The organism is Prevotella sp. AM42-24 (assembly GCF_003461825.1).
Taxonomy (GTDB): domain Bacteria; phylum Bacteroidota; class Bacteroidia; order Bacteroidales; family Bacteroidaceae; genus Prevotella; species Prevotella hominis.
This window is the reverse complement of record NZ_QTXV01000034.1, coordinates 1-25,473: the sequence shown is the minus strand read 5'-3', so window position 1 is coordinate 25,473 and position 25,473 is coordinate 1. Positions and strand designations below refer to the sequence as shown.

Here is a 25,473-nt window from a genome sequence, read left to right as displayed (position 1 = left end):
AATCGTTTTGCAAAAAGAACAAAGAAGTGAGTCTCCTGTGAAGGCTCAGCTCATCAGAAATAAAAACGATTATAATGAAAGATATCTGTTGTATCGGTCACATCACAAAAGACAAGATTGTGACTCCAAACCGTACCGTCTATATGGCTGGCGGCACCTCATTCTATTTCTCATATGCCATCAACCAGCTTCCCAAGGATGTAACTTTTTCACTGGTTACAGCCATGGATCCTACAGAAAAGGAACCAGTAGAGAAGATGCTCAAAGCTGGCATCGACGTATCGATGAATGCCTCCCGCAACACAGTGTTCTTCGAGAATATCTATGGAGAAAATCAGAATGAGCGCAAACAGCGCGTATTGGCAAAGGCCGATCCTTTTACCATCCAGCAGTTGGAACATGTAGATGCCAAGGTTTTCCATTTAGGTAGTCTGTTGGCTGATGATTTTCCAACAGAGGTTGTGGAATATCTGTCTAGCAAGGGAAGGGTTTCCATCGATGTTCAGGGTTATCTGCGCGAGGTGAGAGACGAAAAGGTGTATCCTATCGACTGGAAAGAGAAGTTGAAGGTACTGAAGCATACCTACTATCTGAAGGTGAACGAGACAGAAATGGAAACCATCACGGGTCTGAAAGATGCCCATGAGGCAGCGAAACTGATTCATGCCTGGGGAGTCACCGAAGTGATCATCACCCTTGGCAGCGAAGGTTCCCTTGTCTATGTAGATGATAAGTTCTATGAGATTCCAGCCTACCCTCCTCATGAGGTGGTAGATGCCACAGGATGCGGAGATACTTATTCGGCTGGTTATCTGTATAAGAGACTGCAGGGTGCAACTCCCACGGAAGCTGGTAAATTTGCAGCTGCCATGTGCACCATCAAACTGGAGCACAATGGTCCGTTCAACCGGTCTATCGAAGATGTGGAAAGAATCATAAAGAAATAAAGGAAAGCTCAGAAAAAAAGTCCCCACAGAGTTTTATATGGACCTGCTGAGAGAATAAAGTCTCCCGCTGAGTTTTATATGAACCTGCTGAGAGAATAAAGTCCCACAGATTTCACAGATTTACACAGATTTTATATGGATCTTTTTGAAGGAAAAAATAAATCTGTGTAAATCTGTGAAATCTGTGGGACCTTTTTTTCAGAGAAAACAGGAATTACTTAATTATTCTTTTTTGAAACCCTCTATGGCTCCCTGCACTTTTTTCTTGGTACGTTTGAAAACCTTAGAGACTTTTTCGCCTATCGTATTAGCCACATCAGCAACCTGGTCAGTTGTCTTGTCAGTAAAGTTGCGCACCTGCAGTTTCTGGTAAGCCACCTTGGCTTTGCTTACGCGGCGCACTTCCTCATCGCTGATAGAATCTTTCACTATACTGTACTCATCCAGATAAGCCTGATAAGTAGAGTCTAACTTTTCTTTCTGGGCATCAGACAATTCCCTGTTGGTAGAAGCACTCTTGACAAAAGTTTCAAACCTATTGGCAAAAGTACCGGCATGAGACAATGCAACCTGCTGTTCTTTCTCTACAGCCTTCATTGCATTCTCCATTTTCTTCTGTTCCATTCCATTCTCAGACTTCTTCTGTCCGGTTTCATTCTGTGCAAAAGCCGAAAGAGAAACGGCGAGCAATAATCCTAAACTTAAAACTGTTTTTTTCATCTATTTACTTCTCCTTTAAATATAAATACGTCACTCACTTCGGCTGCAAATATAGCATTAAATTATCAAACTCGCAAATAAAGTAACAAATATTCATATATTTCAACAAAAACATTAAATTATAAGGTGGAAAGTTGCTAACCTTACAATTTACAAGCAATAAACACCCCATATATATGATTTTATTACTTTTTGCACATTCAGATAGTTAAAAATCTGTTATTTTGTTCATTATCTCAAAGAAAAACTATAATTTTGCAACCGAAATAAAGATAAAGCCAAAACGATATTGCAATGTCATGCTAAAAACAATTGCAAAGAAATAGATTCGAAAGAGAATTCGGATAAATCCAGATGAAGATTCAGAAGAGAATTCAGATAAGTCTGGAGGCGGTTCAGAAGAGAATTCGGATAGATTCAGAATAAAATTGAGAATATAATAAATAACAATAAACAACAATAAAAGAAATGAAAAAAATCAGAGCAGCCGTTGTAGGATACGGCAACATTGGTAAGTTTTCTGTAGAGGCTCTTGAGGCAGCTCCAGACTTCGAGATTGCAGGTATAGTACGTCGTCAGGGCGATAAGGACAAACCTGCTGAATTGGCTCAGTATGAAGTAGTAGATGACATCACAAAGTTGAAAGATGTAGATGTTGCCATCTTAGCTGCTCCTACCCGTTCATGTCCAGAATATGCTGAGAAGATTGTTGCTCTTGGCATCAACACCGTTGATAGCTTCGACATCCACACCAGCATCCTCGACTACCGCACCAAGCAGATGGAGAACTGCAAGAAGGCTGGCAAGGTAAGTGTTATCTCTGCCGGTTGGGATCCAGGTTCAGACTCTATCGTACGTGTACTCATGGAGAGCCTTGCGCCAAAGGGTTTGACTTATACCAACTTCGGTCCTGGTATGAGCATGGGTCACTCTGTTTGCGTAAAAAGCAAGAAGGGTGTTAAGAATGCACTCTCTGTTACCATCCCATTGGGTGAAAGCATCCACCGTCGTATGGTTTATGTAGAGTTGGAAGAAGGTGCTACTCTTGAGGCTGTTACTGCAGAAATCAAAGCAGACCCTTATTTCGCTAACGATGAGACTCACGTATTCGCAGTAGCTTCTGTTGACGACGTGAAGGATATGGGTCATGGTGTGAACCTGATTCGCAAGGGTGTTTCTGGTAAGACACAGAACCAGCGCTTCGAGTTCAACATGAGCATCAACAACCCTGCTCTTACTGCACAGGTATTGGTGAACGTAGCTCGTGCTTCTATGCGCCTGCAACCAGGTTGCTACACAATGCCAGAGATTCCTGTGATCGATATGCTTCCTGCTTCTCGCGAGGAAATCATCGCTCACTTGGTATAAGAGGCTGTTCTATACAAAGCTTCTCAAGTAGAGCATTTTAAGTTTATTGAAAAAGGAAATAGGTATCCTCTATCAAAGGGAGGGGATAAAACAAAAAAACGAGGGCGCTGTCACAGCGTTCTCGTTTTTTTCCTTTGTACAAAATTCTACCTAAACAAAAATAAACCTAAAACCTATTAACTTAAAATATATTGTTGTTTTCACGCTGCAAAGATAGTAACTTTATCAAAAAGGCATTAGCACTTATCGTTCATAAAATAGCAAAATCATTCAATTTGCTGCAAATGAACGATTTTTAGCACCTTTTTACCGATTTGTTACATTTATCTGTCGCCTTTTTCTGACTTTTTCCCACAAATTCCAGCATTTTCATCAGATAAAACATAAAATCCCACAGATTTGCATAGTTTCCATATAGACCGCTGATTTTTTTAAGCCCCACAGATTTGCATAGTTTCCATATAGACCGTTGTTTTTTTAAGTCCCACAGATTTCACAGATTTACACAGATCTTAGATAAACTTCGCAGAGATTATGAAGTTCCACAAATTACACAGATCTTTTGAAGCAAAAAAAATCTGTGTAAATCTGTGAAATCTGTGGGAAGTTTATGGAGAAGTTTGTGGAGCAAGTTTGTGGGGAAGCTTATGAGAACTTTGTGGGGAAGTTTATGAGACCCTTCAGAACAAAAAAAGGGTGTGACTGATGCCACACCCTTTATATCATTATGAAAAAATCAGATGATTACTTTACGATACCCTTCTCAAGATATTCCACGAGGTTGCAACGAACCTTCTGACCTGCATCCTCGGCAGCAACCTTGGCCATATCGCTCTCTACCATGATCTTCACCAATTCCTCGAAAGAGGTGGTGTTAGGATTCCAGTTGAGCTTTGCCTTTGCCTTGGTTGGATCACCCCAGAGATTGACAACATCTGTTGGACGGTAGAAATCTGGAGAAACCTCTACGAGGGTCTTGCCAATCAGGTTCTCAGGACCTTCTACGCAGATACCCTTCTCGTTCTCATTCTTGCCTTCCCACTTCAGTTCGATACCTACATGATGGAAAGCCAACTGGGCAAACTCTCTTACAGAGTGCTGCTTACCGGTAGCGATGACAAAGTCCTCTGGCTTTTCTGCCTGGAGGATAAGCCACATACACTCTACATAGTCCTTCGCATAACCCCAGTCACGCAAAGAATCCAAGTTGCCGAGATAGAGTTTCTCCTGCTTACCCTGTTTGATGCGGGCTGCAGCAAGAGTAATCTTGCGGGTAACGAAAGTCTCGCCACGGCGCTCACTTTCATGATTGAAGAGGATACCAGAGCAGCAGAACATATTGTAAGCCTCACGATACTCCTTGACAATCCAGAAACCGTACTGCTTGGCTACGGCGTATGGAGAATATGGGTGGAATGGTGTATTCTCGTTCTGAGGAACCTCCTCTACCTTGCCATAAAGCTCGGATGTGGAAGCCTGATACATACGGCAGGTTTTCTCCAGACCGCACTGGCGGATAGCCTCCAAGATACGGAGCACACCTGTAGCATCTACATCGGCTGTAAACTCAGGAGAGTCAAAACTTACCTGAACGTGGCTCTGAGCGGCGAGGTTATAAACTTCGGTTGGTTTCACCTTGTTCATCACCTGAATGATGCTCATAGAGTCGCCCAAGTCGGCATAATGAAGGTGGAAATTAGGTTTACCTTCCAGATGAGCGATACGCTCACGGTAGTCAGTAGAAGAGCGGCGAATCGTGCCATGCACATCGTAACCTTTCTCTAATAGTAACTCTGCCAAATAAGAGCCGTCCTGACCCGTAATACCCGTAATGAGGGCTACTTTTCTATTATCCATGATTTCTATATTAATTATTATTCATTTTTATTATTACCTCTCAGGCTCATCCTGTATTTCAGCGGCGACATCTTGAAATGTTCCCTTACATACTTACCGAAGAACGAGGTATTGGAAAAGCCTAAGATACCTGATATTTCCTTGATAGACTTATTGGTGGAGCGCAGGTAGTAAGTGATATCCGCAAGCGTGTATTCAGTAATCCATTCTATAGCCGTCTTATTGCTATGGCGCTTGCAGACGATGGAAAGGTATTTCGGGGTAATGCACAACTGCTGGGCGAAGAAGTCCACTGGTTTGTGTTTCACCTCATTCTGTTGCAGCATCACCAGGAATCTGTCGAATATATCATAAGTAGAAGAATTGTTTTTAGCTACATCAGCCACCTCGGTCGTGAAAGCATTACAAAGGGCGAGAAGTGCCGTTTTCAATAAGGTTTCCACAATTTCGCGGCGATAAGGATTCCAGGAAGAATGCTCCATGTGCTCTTCATCCAGACAGAGACGCACCAGTTCTGTAAACTTGGCATAGAACAGCATTTCCTCGCTCGTCATCCTGATGACAGAAACCTTGTCCACATACATGGCGCGATTCCACACATTGATATGTGATCTTAGGATATTCTGCATACCATGGTTGGTGACACAGAGAGCCACACAGGTGAAATCCGATGAAAACTCAATGATATCCACAACAGAATTAGGCGGACAAACGAAGATATCGTTTTTGCCCACTTCCACCGTCTTACCATTTACCTCCATCTTCAGATTTCCTTTCTGGCAAGAAGCAATCATATTCATCTGGAGTCTCACAGGATCAGGATTGGCAAGTACCTTGATATTATCAATGATGAGAATATCCTCATCCAGATAGCTTGCACTGATCTCTGCACTCTGAGCAAACTCACCCTGCTCAATACGTTGCTTGATGTCCTTCTGTTCTTGCTTTGCCATGAATATGTTCCTTTATTCTTCGTTCTTCACTTCTCATTTCTCATTTCTCACTTCTCATTTCTCATTTTCTCAAAACGCCTCACGATACTTGTTCTCGTCCTTGTCTTCGAGCATGGACAAGTAGCTCTGGTATCGACTGGCGGCAATGAAGTGATCTTCCACCGCCTTGATGACCGCACAACCCGGTTCGTGGGTATGCGTACAGTTGGAAAAACGACAATCTTTGGAGAAATGGAAGATTTCCTTGAAATAACTGGTCAGTTCCTCTTTCTCGATATCAAACGTACCGAAGCCCTTGATTCCCGGAGTATCTATCAGATAACCACCACCAGGCAGTTCAATCATCTCACTGAATGTGGTGGTGTGCATACCCGTATTGTGCGCATCGCTGATTTCTGCAGTACGCTGGGAAGCATGAGGAATCAGGCGGTTGATGAGCGTTGACTTCCCCACACCACTATTGCCGCTCAGAAGAGAAATCTTGTCTTTCAGGATAGGGAACAACTGTTCCACGCCCTCTCCCGTTTCGGCAGAAATCTCAACACACTTATAGCCCACGGTCTCATAGAGCGTACACATCATCTTCTCATAATGCAATTCCTCTTCAGAGAGAAGGTCGTGCTTATTAAACACAAGGACGACCGGCACGCTATAAGCCTCGGCACTGGCCAAGAATCTATCAATAAAAGTGGTGGAAGTCTGCGGATAGTTGACGGTGACCACCAACAAGGCCTGATCGACGTTGGCGGCAAGGATATGACTCTGTTTACTGAGATTAGGCGACTTTCGGATAATATAATTACGCCTATCCTCAATAGCAGAAATAAAAGCCGTACCTTCCTGATTGGTGATAATTTCCACATGATCACCCACAGCCACAGGATTGGTACTGCGGATGCCCTTCAATCTGAAATTACCCTTGATTTTACTTTCAATAAGCTGGCCATCGTCAGTTTTGACGGTGTACCAGCTTCCTGTATTTTTGATGACAAGTCCTTTCATCTACTCACTGCAATAATGATTGTCAAAGAGTCAGTAAGACTAGACGGTCATAATTTCCTTTTCCTTATCAGCCATCAGTGCTTCAAGCTGCTTGATGTATTTATCGTGCAATTTCTGCAACTCGTTCTCAGCGTCCTTCTCCAAATCCTCAGAAAGACCGTCCTTGATAGCCTTCTTCAGTTTGTCCTTGATTTCGCTACGCACATTGCGCACCTCCACCTTAGCCTTCTCAGCAATCTTGCCACACTGCTTCACAAGTTCCTTACGGCGCTCACCAGTTGGCTGAGGAATACCCAGGCGCACGATTTCACCATTGTTTTCAGGAGTGATACCCACGCCACTGTCCATAATCGCCTTTTCGATATCCTTGATGGCCTTCTTGTCCCAAGGGCGGATAGCGATGGTACGGGCATCAGGAGTAGTAATATTAGCCACCTGATTGAGCGGTACCATACTGCCATAGCTGTTGACTCTTACACCATCGAGGATAGCCACATTGGCACGTCCTGCACGAATATGAGAGAGCTCCTCTGCGAGATACATCGCTGCCATCTCCATACGCTCACCTGCTGAACTCAAAGTTTCTTTTACGTCTATCATAATTCTTTATTTTATTACTTGTTATTGTTAGTTTCTATTTCTTTTCCGCCCATAGGACTTCTTTTCCGCCACAAAAATAGGCATTTCTTATCAATTAGCCAAATTATCAGCTAATTATTTTGCGCTTTCCAGGCGTTTCAGTTCCTCATCCACATAGTTGGTGAGTTCCACAAACTGCTGGATAGTGAGCTGTTCCGGGCGCTTGGTCATGATGTCTGTAGTATAGAAATCCTCACGTGGAGTCATTCCCGGGAACATCTGTTTCAGACTGACGCGGAGCATTTTCCTGCGCTGGTTGAACACAGTCTTGACGAGGCGCTTGAAGAGTTTTTCATCACACCCCAATTCCTTCACATCATTGCGGGTCATTCTGATGACGGCGCTCTTCACCTTTGGAGGCGGATTGAACACGCTCTCATCCACCGTGAAGAGATACTCCACATCATACCAAGCCTGTATCAGGACACTCAGGATGCCATAGGCCTTGTTTCCTGGTTCTGAAGCAATGCGCAAAGCCACTTCTCGCTGAATCATACCCGTACAGCATGGAATGAGTTCCTTGTAGTCGAGCATCTTGAAGAAAATCTGAGAGGAAATATCATAAGGATAGTTGCCGGTAAGCACAAACTGCTCTCCGTCAAAAATCCGGTTGAGATCCATGCGCAGGAAATCCTCACCGATGATACGATCCTGAAGCTGAGGGAAATTCTCATGCAGATAAGCCACCGATTCTGAGTCGATCTCCACAGCCTTGACCAGACGAGGTTTCTCCACAAGATACTGAGTAAGAACGCCCATGCCAGGACCTATTTCCAGCACAGGAATATCAGGACAAGCATCCACCGTATCGGCAATACGCTTAGCTATATTCAGGTCGGTCAAGAAATGCTGACCGAGATTTTTCTTTGGTTTAACCGCTTTCATGCTAATTTATAAGTTGTTTTCAAGAAGTGATGCGCCTCATTCCCTTTTCGACCATGCAATGCGACAAATCACCCAATAATTCTGCAAATTTACTATTTTTTTTTGATATTCATACTGTTAACCCTGTTAAATTATCAACTTTTCACAAAATCAGCACCAGAACAGACGGTGCTGGAGGCCAAGATTCATGGAGCGGGAAAGCGCTTCTGATGTTTATTTATGCTAAAATTAATCACTTACATGCTAAAAAGTAATGTTTTTCATTCGCTATTGCGGATAAAAATCGTACCTTTGCACCAACTATGAATATCAAGAAGACGATAAACAATATATTGAAGGTGGGTTGGTCACTCCTCTTGGGAGGCGCTATCCTCTACTGGATGTACCGTGGATTCGATTTCCAGCAGGTAAAAGACGTTCTGCTGCACAAGATGAACTGGACCTGGATGCTCCTTTCCTTTCCGTTCGGTATTCTGGCACAGGCCTTCCGTGGCTGGAGATGGAAACAGACACTCGACCCCATTGGAGAACACCCTCGAAGTAGCGTCAGCGTCAACTCCATTTTCATGAGTTATGCCCTAAGTCTGCTGGTGCCTCGCATCGGAGAGTTTGCCCGCTGCGGTGTACTGAAACGCTGGGAGGGAATCTCATTCCCCAAGTCCTTGGGCACCGTGGTAACTGAGCGCATCATCGACTCTCTGTTGGTTTTGCTCATTGCCGGCTGCGTTTTTCTCCTGCAGATACCGGTGTTCCTCAATTTCTTCGACAAGACAGGCACCAGCATGGAAAGCATCCTGCACCAGTTTACTGCCACGGGATACATCGTTACTACCATTTGCGGCATAGCCATTCTCATCCTGTTGCACTTCCTGCTCAAGAAACTTTCTATATATAATAAGGTGAAAGCCACCCTTCAGGGACTCTGGCAGGGAGTTGCATCGCTCAAGGGCGTGAGGAACGTACCGCTTTTCATCGGTTTCACCCTGGGCATCTGGCTCTGCTATTTCCTGCACTATTTCCTCACCTTCCAATGCTTTGAGGCAACCAGTCATCTCAGCGTGATGTGCGGACTGGTGACTTTCATCATCGGCAGTATCGCCGTAGTAGTGCCTACTCCGAACGGAGCTGGGCCTTGGCATTTTGCCGTAAAGACGATGCTCATTCTCTATGGTATTTCATCAAACGATGCCCTGTTCTTCGTGCTAATCGTCCACTCCATCCAGACCCTGCTCGTCATCCTGCTGGGCATCTATGCATGGATTTCGCTCTCATTCACGGATAAAAAAATGAGAAAGTTTTAAAAAGTATTTCTAATTAAATAAAAGTATTATGGCTGAAATTAAGAATCTGAACCCAGTAGAAATCTGGCGTAACTTCGACAAATTGACACAAGTTCCACGTCCTTCAGGACATTTGGAGAAAATTCAGGCTTACTTGCTCAACTGGGCAAAGGAAGCTGGTGTAGAGGCTTTCCAGGATCCTGCAGGCAACATCGTGATGCGCAAACCTGCTACTCCTGGTATGGAGAACCGCAAGGGCGTTATCCTGCAGGCGCACATGGATATGGTGCCTCAGAAAGCAAAAGACAGCAAGCACAATTTTGAAACCGATCCTATCGAGACGATCATCGATGGCGACTGGGTTCATGCCAACCGTACTACCCTCGGTAGCGACGACGGTCTGGGCGTGGCTACTATCATGGCTGTCATGGAGGCAAAAGACTTGCAGCACGGTCCGGTAGAGGGTCTCATCACACGCGATGAAGAGACTGGTATGTTTGGTGCCAACGAACTCCCTGAAGGTGAACTGAACGGCGACATCCTGCTCAATCTCGATACAGAGGTTTGGGGTGAATTCGTCATCGGTAGCGCAGGTGGTATTGATATTACAGCAACCCTCGACTACAAGGAAGTAGAAACCGACCAGGAAGATGCTGCTGTCAAGGTAACCCTGAAGGGCTTGAAGGGCGGTCACTCTGGTATCGAAATCTGCGAAGGTCGTGCCAACGCCAACAAATGCATGGTTCGTTTCGTACGTGAAGCCATTGCCGAACTCGACGCTCGTCTTGCTTCCTGGAACGGAGGTAATATGCGCAATGCCATCCCATTCGAGGCTGAGGTTGTACTCACCTTGCCAAAGGAGAACGTAGAGGCACTTCAGGACTTGGTAGCAGACTGGAAGGAAGAACTCCAGGATGAATTCAAGGGTATCGAGAACATCGAGAAGATAGAATTCTTCACAGAGAACGTAGAGACTCCTAAGATGGAAGTACCACAGGAGATACAGGACAATCTCGTAGATGCCATCTATGCTTGCCACGACGGTGTATTGCGCATGGCTCCATCTATGCCAGAAATCGTAGAAACCTCATCCAACCTTGCCATCGTAGAGATTGGCGAAGGAAAGGCAACCATCAAGATTCTCGCCCGTTCATCACACGAAGGTTACAAGGCTTACATCGCCACCATGTTTGAGAGCTGCTTCTCTATGGCAGGCATGAAGGTGGAATTCAGCGGCAGCTATGGCGGTTGGAATCCAAACCCAGACAGTGACATTCTGAAGCATGTACTCAAGGTATATAAGGAGCAGAACGGCGAAGACGGCAAGGTGCAGGCAGTTCATGCCGGATTGGAGTGCTCTATCATCTTGGGCAAATATCCACACCTCGATGTCGTATCCTTCGGTCCTACCCTCTGCAGCCCTCACACCCAGTTTGAGCGTTGCCAGATCAGTTGTGTAGCACCATTCTGGAATCTCATGAAGCAGTTGCTTGCCGAGATTCCAACCAAATAATTTACAAAAAGGTTAAAAATATAGGGCCGGGAAGAAAATTCCCGGCTTTATTTTTGCCATTTTGGTTTATTTTAATTACCTTTGCAGCCGGAATTTTAAATATTAAACAAATGGACGATTATCACGCGGACAACAACAATGAATTGTAGGCGTGGAGATTCAGCAGAAAGAAACCCATTCACCGCTTTGGGGGATAGCTAATCTCCATACCCCAAACTTTTATTTTGTGGAGATTAGCAACAATGAGAACATATTGGAATACAGAGAATCATCTGCAGGCTATCAATGAATGGCAGCCTAACTGCTGGATACAAGTAACTTGTCCAACCGACGAAGACCAGCGCTTGCTGGAAGACGAATTCAAAATCCCTGATTATTTCCTCTCGGACATCAGTGATACCGATGAGCGTGCCCGCTACGAATACGACGATGGCTGGATGCTCATCATCCTCCGTATTCCTTATGTCAAGGAAATCAGAAGCCGCACTCCTTATACTACCGTGCCATTGGGTATCATCCACAAGCGGGATGTCACCATCACCGTCTGCTATTACGAAACCAATATGATGATTGATTTCGTGAGTTTCCAGCAGAAACGAGGTGAAGGCTTCACCGACTATGTGGATATGATTTTCCGTCTCTTCCTCTCCTCTGCCGTATGGTATCTGAAGCGACTCAAGCAGATCAACTCGCTCATCGAGAAAGCCAAGCGCAATCTGGATCATGGTGTCAACAATGAAAGCCTGATCGGTCTCTCACGTCTGCAGGATTCCCTCACCTATTTCATTACCTCCATCCGAGGCAATGAAAACCTGCTGTCTAAACTGAAGTTCAAACTCCAGGTGGATGAGTTGGATGCCGACCTGATTGAGGACGTCAACATCGAGATGACCCAGGCGCGTGAAACCACCAATATCTATTCAGATATTCTGGAATCCACGATGGACACCTATTCCAGCATCATCAACAACAACATGAATACCACGATGCGTACCTTGACGTCCATCAGTATCGTCATGATGTTGCCTACCCTGATTTCCTCCTTCTTCGGAATGAACCTCATCAACGGCATGGAAGACAGTTCCATCGGTTTTGGCATTGCCATCCTCATCTCTATCGTCGTATCAGGCCTTACGTGGGGATTCCTGCGCTATAAGCGCTTGCTCTAAGGAAGGAGCCGAGCCCCGCATAGCGCAGGGGCACAGAGCAAGAAGAACACAACAAGTCAGAAAAATAATGATAAAAAAACATAAAAAAGCGAAGATAAAAGTAAAAATAAAAAATAAAATTAGGATTTTTCGCTTTTTTTACTTAAGTTTGCAAAATTATTGTGTGTGTATGTGGCAGATAGCAACACCGTTATCTGCCAAGAAATCGAATCATAAACTAAATACAGTGAAATGATGGACTCTCAAGAAAATGCCCTGTTACAGGGAACCATGGAAGAACCTGCCAAGAAGGCGTATGCCACCAAGCAGGAAGTGCTCGAAAGAGTGAAAGAAATCGCTCGCAGTGCCGAAGCTCCTAATAAGGAAGAGCTCGACCACCTGAAGACAACTTTCTACAAACTTCACCTCGCAGAACGGGATGCTCAAACCAAGGAGTATCTGGAAAAAGGTGGTGATCCTGAAAAATTCGTACTCCTACCTGATGACACAGAAGAAGCTTTCAAGGCTGAAATGCAGATCATCAAGGAAAAACGCGCCAAGATCTTCCTCGAACAGGAAGAGGAAAAGCAGGAAAATTTAGCAAAAAAACTTGAGATTATAGAAAAGATCAAGGCTATGACTACCTCTCCTGAGGAAGCTAACCAATCATATAATGACTTCAAGGCCCTGCAGCAGGAATGGAAGGAAATCAAGACCGTGCCTGCCGACAAGGCTAATGAGCTGTGGCGCAACTACCAGCTCTACGTGGAGCAGTTCTACGACCTTCTGAAACTCAACAGCGAGGCACGTGAATATGACTTCAAGAAAAACCTCGAGGCTAAGACCGCACTCTGCGAAGCTGCTGAAAAGCTCGACGAGGAGCCGGATGTCATCTCTGCCTTCCACCAGTTGCAGGACTTGCACCAGCAGTACCGCGAAATCGGTCCTGTTGCCAAGGAATTGCGCGAGCAGATCTGGAGCCGTTTCAAGGCGGCAAGCACCGTGATCAACAAGAAGCACCAGCAGTACTTTGAGGAAATCCGCTCTAAGGAGGAGAAGAACCTCGAACAGAAGACTGCGCTCTGCGAAAAGTTGGAGGCGATCGACCTGGATGCCATCAAGACTGCTGCCCAGTGGGAAACGACTACCAAGGAGGTAATCGCTATGCAACAGGAATGGCGTGAAATCGGTTTTGCTCCTCAGAAGATGAACGTGAAGATCTTTGAACGCTTCCGCACCATCAATGACGTGTTCTTCAGCAAGAAGGCTGCGTTCTTCAAGGAACTGAAATCGCAATATTCCAGCAATTTGGAAAAGAAGCAGGAACTCGTCAAGAAGGCACAGGAACTTGCTGATAGCACAGACTGGAAGAAGACGGGCGACAAGATTATCGCACTGCAGAAAGAATGGAAGACCGTGGGCGTTGTGCCTCGCAAACAGGGTGAACTGCTCTGGAAGGACTTCCTCGATGCTTGCAACAAATTCTTCGAGGCTCGCAACAAGGCTAATGCGGGCACCAGAAACACGGAGCACAGCAACTTGGCGAAGAAGCGCGAAGTAGTGGCTAAGCTGAAGGACTTGCTCGAAAACCCTGTAGAGAACGTGCAGCAGGCACTGCAGAAGCTGACAGAGGAATATAACTCCATCGGTCATGTGCCTTTCAAGGAAAAGGACAATATCTACAAGGAGTATCACGAAGTACTCGACAAGATCTATAAGGACTTGCACATCAGCAACGCCAAGCGCCGTCTCGACAATTTCAAGAGCAATCTGAAGAATGTGGCAGAGAAGGGTTCTGATGCCTTGGACAACGAGCGTGGACGACTCTTGCGCCGCTACGACCAGTTGCGCAGCGATATCACCACCTATGAGAACAACCTCGGCTTCCTCAATGCTGCCAGCAAGAAGGGCAACAGTCTCGTAGAGGAAATGAACCGCAAGGTGCAGAAGCTCAAGGATGATCTCGAACTGGTAAAACAGAAGATTAAGGCTATTGATGCAGAAAATAAGTAAAATATATAGCCCCACAGATCTCACGGACTTTACATAGGTCTTTCATAGACCAATGAAATATTAAAGTCCCACAGATTTCACAAATTAACACAGATCTTTTGAAGAGAAATAAATCTGTGGATATCTGTGAAATCTGTGGGACTTTTTTTTTAGACCCTTAAGCCTGTTCTCGCCTTGCACGAACAGGACTTATATCACACTTACATTTTTTCTATGATTTTCATGCCCTCTTCCACCGCTTTCATATTGAGTGGAATCAAACCATGATGGCGCTCAGGCAACGACTTGAAGAGTGCCTTGTTCAGACCGTCAGTGCTCACCACAGGACAAACCTTCAGCAGACCACCCAGCACAATCATATTAAACACCTTTGCGTTTTTCATCTCAGCCGCCTTGTCCATCGCATCAATACGATACACGGTGATGTCCTTACGCTGCGGAGGATTCATGATACCATAGCCATCATAGATCAGCACACCGCCCGGCTTAACCTTCGATTCAAACTTATCGAGCGAAGGCTGATTCAGTACGATAGCCACATCATAATGGCTCAAGATAGGCGAAGAGATACGGTCATCACTCACAATCACCGTCACATTCGCCGTACCGCCACGCTGTTCCGGACCGTATGCAGGCATCCAAGTCACCTCTTTATCCTCCATCAGTCCAGAATAAGCCAGGATTTTTCCCATAGAGAGAACACCCTGACCACCAAACCCAGATATAATAATTTCTGTCTTCATTTCTCGTTTCTCATTTCTCATTTACATTCCCGTCGTATCCTTCAAGTCTCCCTTAGGATACTCCTTGAACATATTCTCTTCCATCCACTTATTAGCTTCCACAGGAGATAATTTCCAACCACTGTTGCAGGTAGAAACAATTTCCACCAGACTGGAACCCTTGCCCTGCATACTTGCCTCAAAGGCCTTGCGGATAGCTTTCTTAGCCTTTCTGATGCTCGCTACAGTTTCCACGCTCTGTCGGGTCACATAGCAAGTACCCGTCAGATGACTGGCAAGTTCAGTGATATTGAGCGGATAACCATGAAGATCAGGCTGGCGACCGTAAGGACAGGTAGCCGTCTTCTGACCCAGCAGAGTAGTAGGAGCCATCTGGCCGCCCGTCATACCATAAATGGCATTATTGATGAAGATAATGGCAATATGCTCACCACGGTTTAAGGCATGAATCGTCTCACAAGTACCGATACAAGCCAAGTCACCATCACCCTGGTAAGTAAATACCAGACGATCTGGCCACAAACGCTTGATACCCGTAGCCACTGCAGGCGCACGACCATGAGCCGCTTCCTGCCAGTCAATATCCAAATAACGATAAGCGAAGACGGCGCAGCCCACAGGACAAACGCCCACCGTCTTATCCTCCATACCCATCTCCTCTATCACTTCGGCGACAAGCTTATGCACCACACCATGCGAACAGCCCGGGCAATAATGCATCGGAACATCGTTCATCAGTGTCGGTTTCTTATATACTAAGTTTTCTGGTGAAATTATATCATTCATAATGTATAATTTATATATTTTCAGTAATTAATCGCTTGAGTGCCTCCACGATTTCCTCAGGTTCAGGCACAATACCGCCCAAACGACCGAAATGCGCAACAGGCACCAAACCATTCACAGCCAGACGCACATCCTCTACCATCTGTCCGGCATTGATTTCTGCCACGAGGATGCCCTTCTTGCTCTCAGCCAACTGATGGATCTCCTGAGTAGGGAAAGGCCAGAGCGTGATCGGACGGAAAAGTCCCACCTTGATACCCTGCTCACGAGCACTCTCGATACTCTTCTCCGCAATACGGGCAGCACTGCCGAAGGCCACAATCACATAGTCGGCATCCTCACAGCACTGCATCTCGTAGCGCACCTCCGTCTCACGGATTTTCCTGTATTTCTCCTGCATCATCAGATTGCGCTCCTCCATCACTTCCGGTTTCAGTTCCAGGGAAGTCATGATATTCGGCTTTCTGTCTTTCTTACGACCGATGGTAGCCCAAGGACATTCCTCTGCAATCTCCTGCTCCGTGCGACGAGGTTTCATAGGAGGAAGCACCACCTTCTCCATCATCTGACCGATCACACCGTCACTCAGGATCATCGCAGGATTACGGTATTTGAAAGCCAAGGTGAAAGCCAAGTCCACGAAGTCAGCCATCTCCTGCACAGAAGCCGGAGCCAATACAATCACATTATAGTCACCATTACCACCACCACGAGTAGCCTGGAAATAGTCACCCTGCGAAGGCTGGATAGTACCCAGTCCAGGACCGCCACGCTGCACGTTGACGATGACACCCGGAATCTCGGCACCCGCCATATAGGAAATGCCCTCCTGCATCAAAGCCACACCCGGACTCGACGAAGTAGTAAGCACACGCTTACCAGCACCCGCACCGCCATAGACCATATTGATGGCAGCCACCTCACTCTCAGCCTGGAGTACCACCATACCAGAAGTCTCCCAAGGTTTGAGCAAAGCCAAAGTCTCTATAATCTCACTCTGTGGAGTAATCGGATAGCCAAAGAAACCATCCACACCACATCTGATGCAGGCATGAGCAATCGCCTCATTACCCTTCATCAAAGTTATTTCACGTTTCTGTTGTTCAGCCATTATTCATTCTCCTTCTTACGATACACGGTAATACATCCATCAGGGCATACGATGGCGCACGAAGTACAGCCCACGCATGCATCTGGCACAGCCGCTTCCACATAGCGATAACCATGCACATTCACTTTTTTCTCGGCTAATGCAATGACATGTTGAGGACAAGCCACTACACAGAGCGCACATCCCTTGCAGCGCCCTGTATCGACTACAATAGCCCCTTTAATCTTACTCATATTCTTTTTGTTCTAATTATCTTTACGCTTGGAGTAAACCAAAACTGCCGTTGTCCACATGTCGGTTATTATGGATTGTAGTAGTCCTTACAATAGAAGCTCATGATATCATCCAGCATCTCCTTGGCAGCCACGGCAGGACTCTCCGGATCGAGCGCAATGGCCTCCAGATAACAGTCAATGGCACGCTTAAAGTCGCCTTGCTTGCGCCAGGCGTTACCTTGTTGATAATAATCTTCTGCTTTCATTTACTCTATTTATTTTTTAAGTTTTACGCTGCGAAAGTACTAAATTTCAGCTAAGAAAAAGAATAAAAGCGGAAGATTTAAACTATATTAATGTTGATTTTCTTAAAAAATGCGCACACTACTTTTTAGTGTGCAATTTTTCAAGAATAATATCCGATATTTCTACATTTTATTTTGGTAGATTATATACAGTACGATGCCACGCAAAACGAGATAAATGATGAAAGCCAGCCACAGGGCATGATTGCCCATCAGCGGATGCAGGATGAAAAACAGGGCAAAGAAGGAAGCCGAAGCGATGGCAGTAGAACAGAGCATCGACTTCGACTGAGTGATGCCCACGAAGATGCCATCGAAGACAAAGGCCGCCATTCCAGCTAAGGGAATCAGAACCGCCCACCAGAAGTAATCACCCGCAGCCATTATCACCCGCTCATCATCCGTCAGGAGCGCAAGGAAGTTTTCTCCTCCTATCATATATAATAAGGTGAACCCCGCAGCCACCGCTAACCCAAAGCCCATCGTCCTGCGCACCACTTCCCGAAAGGCCACCATGTTCTTAGCCCCGTAATACTTGCCACTCAGGGCTTCTGCAGCGTAGGCAAAACCATCCATGAAGTAGGAAAAGATGGTGAAGAGCGTCATCAGCAGGGTGTTCACCGCCAATACCAAGGTACTCTCCCTGGAACCAGCCGCCGTGAAGAAGAGGTTGACAGCCACCAGACACACCGTGCGGAGAAAGATGTCCCTGTTGAGCGAGAAAAACCGTTTGAGCGGTTCCGCAGCTAAGAGATGCTGACAGAAATCATACTTGCCCAACCGGCGATAATGAAGACGGAAAAGCAGACACGCCATGAGGAAGCCCCACCATTGGGCGATGACCGTACCGAGTGCCACGCCCTCCACCGTCATCTTGCCCACGAAGACCAGCAGCAGAGAAGCGATGATATTCACCACATTCTGCGTCAGCGAAACCATCATCGGAATGCGCGTGTTCTGCATACCGATAAACCAGCCCGTAAACCCATACAGACCCAATACGGCAGGAGCGCCCCAGATGCAGACATAGCAGTATCTGCGGGCAAGTTCCACCACATCAGCCTCCGGCGACATTGCCCACAATCCACATCCGATGAGCCATCTCTGAAGGATAAAGAACAGCAGTCCTATCCCTACACCGATGGCTAAGGAGCGCACCAAGAGCCTCATCACTTCCGCCAAGTCTCTCCTGCCCAACGCCTGCGAAGTCATCCCGCTGGTCCCCATTCTCAGGAAGCCGAACAGCCAGTAGATGACATTGAAGAGCATCGATCCCACGGCAATGGCACCGATATAAGCCGCATCGCCGATATGTCCGACGATGGCGACATCTACCAAACCCAAAAGCGGTACCGTGATATTGGATATTATCGACGGTACCGCTAATTGCAATATTCGTTTATTCACCTTTTTCAATTCTTAAACCTCATTTAGTTTTACTGGTATATGACCTTCAAGCTGTAACCACCTCTTTTAGAATTTAAAAATATACTCAATAAACTTACATTCATTTCGCTATTACCATCTGCTTATCAGCGAAAGCGCTACAAGCGTCAACCAAAGCCAACAGTTTGCTCCAGTTTGAGACAGGTTCCACTCTATGAGCAAAACATTTGCGCACATACACTTTTACACTTTCATTTCCAGCGGTAGCCTTAACCGTGAATTCTCCACACTCATTAGCCACCGAAGTCTCAATCTTCTTTAATGCTTCAGCAGAGACCTTATATCCTTGCGGCAACGGAATCTCTATATTCCATTCATCAACAAACGCCATCTTGCGCCAAACATCATCGATACGCTCTCGATCCTTGCCTTCTAGTTTCAACGAACTTCCTATTAACTTACCTACCGACAACAAATAGTTATTTCCAGCGCGTTTCACCATTCCATCCATCACATAATCTACATGATAGACAAAGTTAGAACTATCTCGACGGATTCCCACGCAATCTACTCCATAGCCACCGACTTGCACAGGATCACCATCGTGATAACTACTGATTTCAGCCTTAAACGGATCTATGGCATTTTTCTGATATTCATTGAAAGCTCCTTTTAATTCAGCAGATTCCTTCTTAGTATAACAAGAGTACGGATCTTTGTCGTCGTATTTCAAATATCGCCAATAAGCTTCAAGTTGGCTTGAACCAAAAAGCGTGTTATCAGGACTCACCAAAGACTGACCGTACATTTTCTGTTCACCCGAATAAGTTACCTTCCTACTGATATCAAGTTTAGTACCATCAAGTTTAACCACCATATCATTCACCGACTTATTGTCTTCAGCTTGACTCACAGGTATCGTTATTTGTTCCTCGGAATCTTGCATATACGCCTTTCTTCCTTGATATATATAAGGTATCTCGGAAGCAACCTTAGGATAAGTACCAGGGAAATAATACAAGTTAGTTCCCTTGAGACGGAAGAACCAAGATGTAGAATTATAATTAATCAGTTTATCAACAGGCAATGCACCAAACGGAGTGGTAATGCCCATTTCTATTTCCACGCCCAATTTACGCAAATAATTAGCCACAGTATTAAAAGCCCTCTGAGAAGATCCACTACTAACATACTCAAAAGAATAAATACGGTCAGCTTTCTCCTCGGCAGACATCCCCTCTTTTTTGGCAGACTTGAAGACGCTCTTATACGTACTAGGAAGACCTGCAGGAGAATATCCCCCCTTAGACACATAAGATTTCATCAGTTTCCAGTCATCCTGCAGAATAGGTGCCACATCCGGATTGGCACGAACACCCTTCTGGCGCATGGCCTTCTCTACGATGACCGTCTTGGTCTTGGTAGGAGTAATAAACATCATGATGTAAGGCGACTGAACGGTTGCATTGTACCATACGGAAGGTTCTGCATCCACAGGCTGGTCCATAGTCAGGTCGAGCACGGCATTCTTGTCCTTATCCGTTGTCTGCTTAAACTCGGGAGCACCATTCATGGAACGATAAACTGTGGCAAGACTCTGATCTAACACACAATGAATACGGCTATAGAGCACTGGCTCACTTTGGCGCAAGAAAAATACAAACGGATCCAACTGCTGTTCCTGAGTGTCTATCTGGTCTAACGAAAAGACATCAATACAGTCGCCAATCTCCAAACCTGGCACCGCAATCTTCTGACTGAGTTCCTTGCCTTTCTTACCTTCCTTCACATCTACGTAATCGTCGAAATCCACCACCTGCACCGTGCCGTCTTTCTTCAACACACGAATTCCCAAGATGGTATTGGTCGTATGATGATATCCGCCCAGCCATTTCTTCGATTTTGTAAGAAAAGAGAATTCTGAATAGTCCTTCAGGGCTTTCTTGTCGTTGATTTGTATCAGCATACGCTCCATATCCTCGCAATCTATCTGGCGTGTCAGTCTTCCACTGATAAACAACTCTGTCGTAGCCTTGCGATGGTAATCGGTACTCAGTTCCTTGTAATAAGATAGAATCACCGCCGATTCCTTCTTGAATTTCTCGGGCACAGCACGTTTCTTGAAATCAACAGGCGTATTGTCCCATACTTCCTGGCGTACTTTTTGCGCCAACTTGAGATAATCAGCCTTGTTGTCGGCCTTAACCGACAAACATACGAGTTGCATCATCAATAAGAAGAAAGCAACTCCCGCCATTCTTACATTCTTCATAATCTCAACCTTTTAAAATATCAATTACTTATTTTGTTAATATAACTACTTGCTGATTGCAGGCATCATTCCATTCGGAAACCATTTTGTTCCATGCCGGAATATCCTTCAAGGCTACTCGCCTGTTCTTGATAACATATTCCTTTTTCATGACGACACGATTGCCTTGTTTGGAAAACGTACAAGACAAGTCAGCCCAATGGGAATGCGACGCAAAAGGAGCAGGGAGTTCCTGCACACGCATACCTTTTGGTATAGAGAGACTGACCTTACGCACATTTTTGACTTTCATACTTATCATATAGTCGGAAACCCGCTTGGTAGTATCCACTGGAGTCAGAAAAAGGCTCTCATCGAGATTGGCGTCTAAATAAACACTACCGTCAACCAGTAGCCCAGCTCCCTTTTTCATAAAAAAAGCAGTAATATTCAAAGACTCATCCCGAGGACGATTTCCCGTCATCACTATATCCCCAATCTTATCCAATCGTTCATCAATCCCCATCGCTGCCACCAAGGCCTTCTCTTTTTCATCTTGTGCCGTAGCGTCATTCCCCACTAGTATCCAAGACTTCATATCACCCTTCCATTTAGAGTACAATTTTCCCTTTATATCGTAGTTTCCATCATCCCCAGATTCTAAGGTTGCCTGATATGTTATAGAAGAAAAGCAAGAATCAGCAGCCAGTTCAGGTAACTTATTCATACGAAAGCTATCTGCGTCTTCTACCAAAGCCATCCTTCCTTGTATATTGTCTGGCACATAGCCTAGAGGAATATATGGATTCGTAGCATCCAGATAATATGGCTTTCCCTGATAGAAAACCGTACATATCGCATGATCAATAGATGCAATAGAAGGATTTTCCTGCAAAGAATAAGGTACATCCCATGTCCCTATATCCGTTTGACGAGCATCAAAGCCTTGAGCCTTGAGCAAGGTTTTGAGCAAAAGAGCCATAGCCTTGCAATCACCATAACGCTTACGAATAGTTTCAGCAGGTGTTGCCGGTTGATGGGCAGAAATGCCTGCCTCAAAAGCCAAATATCTGATATTCTGCTGTACCCAGGCATAAGTATTGGCTATCTTGTCATAATCGTTTTTTGCCCCTTTCTGTATCTCTCTTAGTATTTCATCTTGATTAGGAATAGAGCAATCCACATTAGCCAACTGATGAGACCAGGCAAACATATCTTGCAGACTTTGGAATGCTCCCAACACCAAGAGATGAGGAGTACTATATCCCCAAGATGGAGAATTAGGTTCTATCAGCTGTGCAGGTAAGGAATGAATCACATAAGTAAAAACGGAATCTCCCTCTGCATTACATGTAGTACTTTTCTCTATACCAGCAGGAAGATTATATTCTTTTATCCGAAACTGCTGGAAGGCTTTTGGCTTGATTACCTCTATCTTCTTATGCTCTACATAATTAGCTTCACACAAAGGAATAGTTGTGAAATAAATAGGATTGAGATAGGTTCGAGTAAAAGAAGCCTTCAGAGTCTTGCCAACCTTTGGAATCTGATAGCTAAAGTAGCAAATCTTGGTATCATCGTAAAAGACATTACGAGGAATGGCTGACTTGTATTGTGCATACCCCTTACACTGTGCCTTGTCCAAACGAATAAACTCTCCGTAATAAGCACATGGTTGAACTATAGCGGAATATTGGGTTACACCATACTCATAATCCGTAGTGTTAACAACAATAGTCTTACCTGCGTCATCTGTTTTGAAGACGTATCTATCATTGCATTGCAATATATGCACATTGTCATCAGCTTTTTGAGCCGAGATGGGTTGCAAAAAAGCGAAGAGCAATACCAGCATACTATCTAAATCAGCAAGTCTGTATTGGAGCATTTTTCTCATTTTCATTATACTCTGCTTCTTTTATTTATTCTGTTTGCAAAAATAAGGAAAAAAAACGAGAACAAAGGATAAGAAAAGAAATTATTTTGTTTTTTGCGTTAAAAACATATCATAATAATATAAAAAAGACAAAAGTTACCAGCTGACGATAACTTTTGCCTTTTCACTTCTCATTTCTAATTTGTAATTTCTCATTTAATTCTATATTTCGCAGCTTGCTCCTCAATATAAGCAGCATCACTGAAGTAGTCGATACGCATCGCCTTGCGCACCTCATCCATTGTCTGCGCAGCAAATTCACGCGCATCCTCACTACCCTTCTTCAGGATATTGAACACCTCAGGAATATCCTGCTCAAACTCATGACGGCGGGCACGGATAGGGTCGAGCATCTTGTTGAGCACACTGTTCAAGAACTTCTTGCAAGTACCGTCACCGATACCACCCTTCACATACTGCTCCTTCAGTTCATCAAGAGATTTGAATTCAGGCCAGAACTCTGCGAAGTCCTCATCAGTAGAGAAAGCCTCCATGTAGGTGAACACGGCATTGCCCTCCAAATGTCCAGGCTCCTCCATGCTCATGCGAGGCTCACCATTCGACATCTTCTTCACCTTCTTCCAAACGGTCTTCTCATCATCGCTCAGATAGATGCAGTTGCCCAAACTCTTGCTCATCTTCTCCTTACCATCGGTACCAGGAAGGCGACGGCAAACCGCATTTTCAGGGAGCAGGATCTCAGGTTCCACCAATACAGGCGCATAGATCTGATTGAATCGGCGTACCAGTTCACGGGTCACCTCCAGCATAGGCTCCTGGTCCTCACCAGCAGGAACGGTAGTTGCCTTGAAGGCTGTAATATCGGCAGCCTGGCTCACAGGATAGCAGAAGAAGCCCAATGGGATATTCGCCTCGAAGTTACGCATCTTGATTTCCGTCTTCACGGTAGGATTTCTCTGCACACGAGATACCGAAATGAGGTTCATTAAGTAGGTAGTCAACTCAGCCAATTCCGGAATCATACTCTGGATATAGAGTGTACATTTCTGCGGATCAAGACCAGCAGAAAGGTAGTCGAGAGCCACCTCAGTGATATTCTGTCTAATCTTCTCAGGGTTATCAGCATTATCAGTCAGTGCCTGAACATCAGCCATGAACACAAACATTTTGTCGAAGTCGCCAGCATTCTGCAGCTGCACACGTCGCTGAAGCGAACCGATATAATGACCCAAGTGGAGTTTACCAGTAGGACGGTCTCCCGTCAATATAATCTTTCCCATTTACTTACAATTTATGTTTTTGACTGCAAAGGTACATTTATTTAGTCAAAAAACAAAATATAACCGCAATTAATTGTCCTAAAAGTGATTGAATTAGAGAAAATACACAGGATATAGACCAGAAAAGGCGTATGCCCCTCGTAATGAGAGCATACGCTTTTTACTTGATTATTCCACTCCTTTCTCAAAATAGGGAGCTAATTCCTTCTTCACATCGAAGCAAGGACAGGCTTTAGCGAATCTGTCCCTCGCCACCAATATTACTTGAAAGCGCACCATTCGCCAGCATCATGCATTTCTGTATTCGTAAAGAGATCCACCACATCACCCAAGCGGCGCTTATCCAGCTCCTGACGGGCGAAATTCTTAGGTAGAAATCCCTTCCGTCTTTCGTTTTCACGCTCGATGGCAGTCAGCGCATCATCTATCACCATTTGCCATTTTCTATCTATTTATATTATAATAAGGTATATAGTATCTATTTGAGAGCTAAAAAATTCCTGTCTCCGCGCTAAAAACACGCACTGAAAAGCCCTTTTTAGTGATTTTTTCTTCATTTCCCTGCATTTGCTCCACAGAAAATGAAGAAATCTGAAAACACGAAAAGGACGAATACCAGCGCCTGAAACACGCTGATATTCGCCCTTCGATATACACATAATCCTGGAGAGTATTTTTGACGGCTCAAACACCATCACAATTAATGCACTGAGTATCAAATGGTTATACATATACCTTATCGATTATTTTTTCTATTTTAAGTTTTAGATTGCTTGTGGATTTCCCCACTAAGCATTTACAAGAAACAAAGGTATAAAAAATAAGGAAAACACCAAATTTAATGCCTTCTTTAACGGAAAAAGTTATTTTTGAGGCTATTTTTGCGATTTAAGACCCTCGAAAATGACGAAAAAATGAAGCAGAAATGCAAAAAACAAGTACCCCAAAATGCAGTTTTAGTAAAGAAACACTACAAAATGGATGGCAAGAAATGGATATTGAACATGGATTTTCTTAGAATTTGAGAGACAGGAGCATATAAGAATAAGATTTTTTAGGAGAGAAAAAGAGGGTTCCAATAATCACATAACACGCTGATAATCAAGTACTTCTAACTATATTTTATACGCTAAACACTTGCTATGAAGAAAACAAAATCCGGTCAAAATCGGTC

At 44.8% G+C, this 25,473-nt stretch carries 21 protein-coding genes and 1 pseudogene; 6 read left to right on the top strand and 16 right to left on the bottom strand.

Features of this window, described 5'->3' with window-relative positions:
- Positions 1–74: 74 nt before the first annotated feature.
- Entirely contained in the window at positions 75–947 is an 873-nt protein-coding gene (locus DW917_RS10750) for a PfkB family carbohydrate kinase (RefSeq protein WP_118118609.1), read from the top strand.
- 222 nt (positions 948–1,169) lie between these two features.
- Here DW917_RS10750 and DW917_RS10745 read toward each other — a convergent pair whose 3' ends face one another.
- Positions 1,170–1,667, bottom strand: coding sequence for a hypothetical protein (locus DW917_RS10745; RefSeq protein ID WP_134842872.1), 498 nt, complete (start codon positions 1,665–1,667; stop codon positions 1,170–1,172).
- Between the two features lie 468 nt (positions 1,668–2,135).
- On the opposite strand from DW917_RS10745, the gene DW917_RS10740 reads away from it, so the two are divergent.
- Entirely contained in the window at positions 2,136–3,035 is a 900-nt protein-coding gene (locus DW917_RS10740) for a diaminopimelate dehydrogenase (protein WP_118118605.1), read from the top strand.
- Between the two features lie 744 nt (positions 3,036–3,779).
- Here DW917_RS10740 and gmd read toward each other — a convergent pair.
- The 5 genes from gmd to rsmA all read right to left on the bottom strand — a co-directional run bounded on the left by gmd (position 3,780) and on the right by rsmA (position 8,371).
- Entirely contained in the window at positions 3,780–4,892 is a 1,113-nt protein-coding gene (gene gmd / locus DW917_RS10735; protein ID WP_118118603.1) for a GDP-mannose 4,6-dehydratase, read from the bottom strand.
- A gap of 17 nt (positions 4,893–4,909) precedes the next feature.
- A complete protein-coding gene (locus DW917_RS10730) occupies positions 4,910–5,845 on the bottom strand; it encodes a helix-turn-helix domain-containing protein (protein WP_118118601.1) in 936 nt (311 codons plus the stop codon).
- A gap of 69 nt (positions 5,846–5,914) precedes the next feature.
- Positions 5,915–6,847: a ribosome small subunit-dependent GTPase A gene (gene rsgA, locus DW917_RS10725; RefSeq protein ID WP_118118599.1), complete on the bottom strand. Its 933-nt coding sequence runs from the start codon at positions 6,845–6,847 to the stop codon at positions 5,915–5,917.
- Between the two features lie 39 nt (positions 6,848–6,886).
- Positions 6,887–7,447: a ribosome recycling factor gene (frr, locus tag DW917_RS10720; protein ID WP_118118597.1), complete on the bottom strand. Its 561-nt coding sequence runs from the start codon at positions 7,445–7,447 to the stop codon at positions 6,887–6,889.
- Positions 7,448–7,561: 114 nt separating this feature from the next.
- Positions 7,562–8,371 (bottom strand): 16S rRNA (adenine(1518)-N(6)/adenine(1519)-N(6))-dimethyltransferase RsmA, encoded by an 810-nt coding sequence (gene rsmA, locus DW917_RS10715; protein ID WP_118118595.1) that lies wholly within the window; start codon positions 8,369–8,371, stop codon positions 7,562–7,564.
- 302 nt (positions 8,372–8,673) lie between these two features.
- Here rsmA and DW917_RS10705 point away from each other — a divergent pair, with 302 nt between their 5' ends.
- From DW917_RS10705 to DW917_RS10690, 4 genes are all read left to right on the top strand, one after another.
- The gene (locus tag DW917_RS10705) at positions 8,674–9,672 is read left to right on the top strand and encodes a lysylphosphatidylglycerol synthase transmembrane domain-containing protein (protein WP_118118591.1); all 999 of its coding nucleotides are present in this window, start codon (positions 8,674–8,676) and stop codon (positions 9,670–9,672) included.
- A 28-nt stretch (positions 9,673–9,700) separates the two neighbouring features.
- Positions 9,701–11,164, top strand: coding sequence for an aminoacyl-histidine dipeptidase (locus DW917_RS10700; RefSeq protein WP_118118589.1), 1,464 nt, complete (start codon positions 9,701–9,703; stop codon positions 11,162–11,164).
- A 242-nt stretch (positions 11,165–11,406) separates the two neighbouring features.
- A complete protein-coding gene (locus DW917_RS10695) occupies positions 11,407–12,333 on the top strand; it encodes a magnesium transporter CorA family protein (protein ID WP_118118587.1) in 927 nt (308 codons plus the stop codon).
- Positions 12,334–12,564: 231 nt separating this feature from the next.
- A complete protein-coding gene (locus DW917_RS10690) occupies positions 12,565–14,325 on the top strand; it encodes a DUF349 domain-containing protein (RefSeq protein ID WP_118118585.1) in 1,761 nt (586 codons plus the stop codon).
- A 200-nt stretch (positions 14,326–14,525) separates the two neighbouring features.
- Here the strand turns inward: DW917_RS10690 and DW917_RS10685 are convergent, their stop codons facing one another.
- The 10 genes and pseudogenes from DW917_RS10685 to DW917_RS10640 all read right to left on the bottom strand — a co-directional run.
- Positions 14,526–15,068, bottom strand: coding sequence for a 2-oxoacid:acceptor oxidoreductase family protein (locus tag DW917_RS10685; protein ID WP_022110399.1), 543 nt, complete (start codon positions 15,066–15,068; stop codon positions 14,526–14,528).
- Between the two features lie 21 nt (positions 15,069–15,089).
- Positions 15,090–15,857, bottom strand: a complete 768-nt coding sequence (locus tag DW917_RS10680; protein WP_118118583.1) for a thiamine pyrophosphate-dependent enzyme — start codon at positions 15,855–15,857, stop codon at positions 15,090–15,092.
- A 7-nt stretch (positions 15,858–15,864) separates the two neighbouring features.
- On the bottom strand, positions 15,865–16,965 hold the full coding sequence (locus DW917_RS10675) for a 3-methyl-2-oxobutanoate dehydrogenase subunit VorB (protein WP_118118581.1): 1,101 nt from the start codon (positions 16,963–16,965) through the stop codon (positions 15,865–15,867).
- Complete coding sequence (locus DW917_RS10670) at positions 16,965–17,198, bottom strand: 4Fe-4S binding protein (protein ID WP_022110402.1); 234 nt, start codon at positions 17,196–17,198, stop codon at positions 16,965–16,967. Before DW917_RS10670 ends, DW917_RS10675 begins: the two co-directional genes overlap by 1 nt.
- 68 nt (positions 17,199–17,266) lie before the next feature.
- The gene (locus tag DW917_RS10665) at positions 17,267–17,446 is read right to left on the bottom strand and encodes a tetratricopeptide repeat protein (RefSeq protein ID WP_022110403.1); all 180 of its coding nucleotides are present in this window, start codon (positions 17,444–17,446) and stop codon (positions 17,267–17,269) included.
- A 162-nt stretch (positions 17,447–17,608) separates the two neighbouring features.
- Positions 17,609–18,901, bottom strand: a complete 1,293-nt coding sequence (locus tag DW917_RS10660) for an MATE family efflux transporter (protein ID WP_118118579.1) — start codon at positions 18,899–18,901, stop codon at positions 17,609–17,611.
- A 91-nt stretch (positions 18,902–18,992) separates the two neighbouring features.
- Positions 18,993–21,143, bottom strand: a complete 2,151-nt coding sequence (locus DW917_RS10655) for a DUF3857 domain-containing protein (protein ID WP_118118577.1) — start codon at positions 21,141–21,143, stop codon at positions 18,993–18,995.
- A gap of 28 nt (positions 21,144–21,171) precedes the next feature.
- Positions 21,172–23,025: a transglutaminase domain-containing protein gene (locus DW917_RS10650; protein WP_118118575.1), complete on the bottom strand. Its 1,854-nt coding sequence runs from the start codon at positions 23,023–23,025 to the stop codon at positions 21,172–21,174.
- Between the two features lie 185 nt (positions 23,026–23,210).
- Positions 23,211–24,299 carry a tryptophan--tRNA ligase gene (gene trpS / locus DW917_RS10645; protein WP_118118573.1) on the bottom strand — a complete coding sequence of 363 codons (1,089 nt, stop codon included), beginning with the start codon at positions 24,297–24,299 and terminating at the stop codon, positions 23,211–23,213.
- A gap of 278 nt (positions 24,300–24,577) precedes the next feature.
- Positions 24,578–24,730 (bottom strand): annotated as a pseudogene (locus tag DW917_RS10640) (SAM-dependent DNA methyltransferase); the annotation flags it as partial.
- Positions 24,731–25,473: the final 743 nt, after the last annotated feature.

Bases quoted from the DNA above. Each gene is read 5' to 3' on its own strand.
- DW917_RS10740 (WP_118118605.1), top strand. From the start codon at position 2,136: ATGAAAAAAATCAGAGCAGCCGTTGTAGGATACGGCAACATTGGTAAG.
- rsgA (WP_118118599.1), bottom strand. From the start codon at position 6,847: ATGAAAGGACTTGTCATCAAAAATACAGGAAGCTGGTACACCGTCAAA.
- DW917_RS10670 (WP_022110402.1), bottom strand. From the start codon at position 17,198: ATGAGTAAGATTAAAGGGGCTATTGTAGTCGATACAGGGCGCTGCAAG.
- DW917_RS10690 (WP_118118585.1), top strand. From the start codon at position 12,565: ATGATGGACTCTCAAGAAAATGCCCTGTTACAGGGAACCATGGAAGAA.
- trpS (WP_118118573.1), bottom strand. From the start codon at position 24,299: ATGGGAAAGATTATATTGACGGGAGACCGTCCTACTGGTAAACTCCAC.
- DW917_RS10745 (WP_134842872.1), bottom strand. From the start codon at position 1,667: ATGAAAAAAACAGTTTTAAGTTTAGGATTATTGCTCGCCGTTTCTCTT.
- DW917_RS10705 (WP_118118591.1), top strand. From the start codon at position 8,674: ATGAATATCAAGAAGACGATAAACAATATATTGAAGGTGGGTTGGTCA.
- DW917_RS10665 (WP_022110403.1), bottom strand. From the start codon at position 17,446: ATGAAAGCAGAAGATTATTATCAACAAGGTAACGCCTGGCGCAAGCAA.
- DW917_RS10650 (WP_118118575.1), bottom strand. From the start codon at position 23,025: ATGAAAATGAGAAAAATGCTCCAATACAGACTTGCTGATTTAGATAGT.
- DW917_RS10750 (WP_118118609.1), top strand. From the start codon at position 75: ATGAAAGATATCTGTTGTATCGGTCACATCACAAAAGACAAGATTGTG.
- DW917_RS10675 (WP_118118581.1), bottom strand. From the start codon at position 16,965: ATGGCTGAACAACAGAAACGTGAAATAACTTTGATGAAGGGTAATGAG.
- rsmA (WP_118118595.1), bottom strand. From the start codon at position 8,371: ATGAAAGCGGTTAAACCAAAGAAAAATCTCGGTCAGCATTTCTTGACC.
- DW917_RS10685 (WP_022110399.1), bottom strand. From the start codon at position 15,068: ATGAAGACAGAAATTATTATATCTGGGTTTGGTGGTCAGGGTGTTCTC.
- gmd (WP_118118603.1), bottom strand. From the start codon at position 4,892: ATGGATAATAGAAAAGTAGCCCTCATTACGGGTATTACGGGTCAGGAC.
- DW917_RS10655 (WP_118118577.1), bottom strand. From the start codon at position 21,143: ATGAAGAATGTAAGAATGGCGGGAGTTGCTTTCTTCTTATTGATGATG.
- DW917_RS10700 (WP_118118589.1), top strand. From the start codon at position 9,701: ATGGCTGAAATTAAGAATCTGAACCCAGTAGAAATCTGGCGTAACTTC.
- DW917_RS10730 (WP_118118601.1), bottom strand. From the start codon at position 5,845: ATGGCAAAGCAAGAACAGAAGGACATCAAGCAACGTATTGAGCAGGGT.
- DW917_RS10695 (WP_118118587.1), top strand. From the start codon at position 11,407: ATGAGAACATATTGGAATACAGAGAATCATCTGCAGGCTATCAATGAA.
- frr (WP_118118597.1), bottom strand. From the start codon at position 7,447: ATGATAGACGTAAAAGAAACTTTGAGTTCAGCAGGTGAGCGTATGGAG.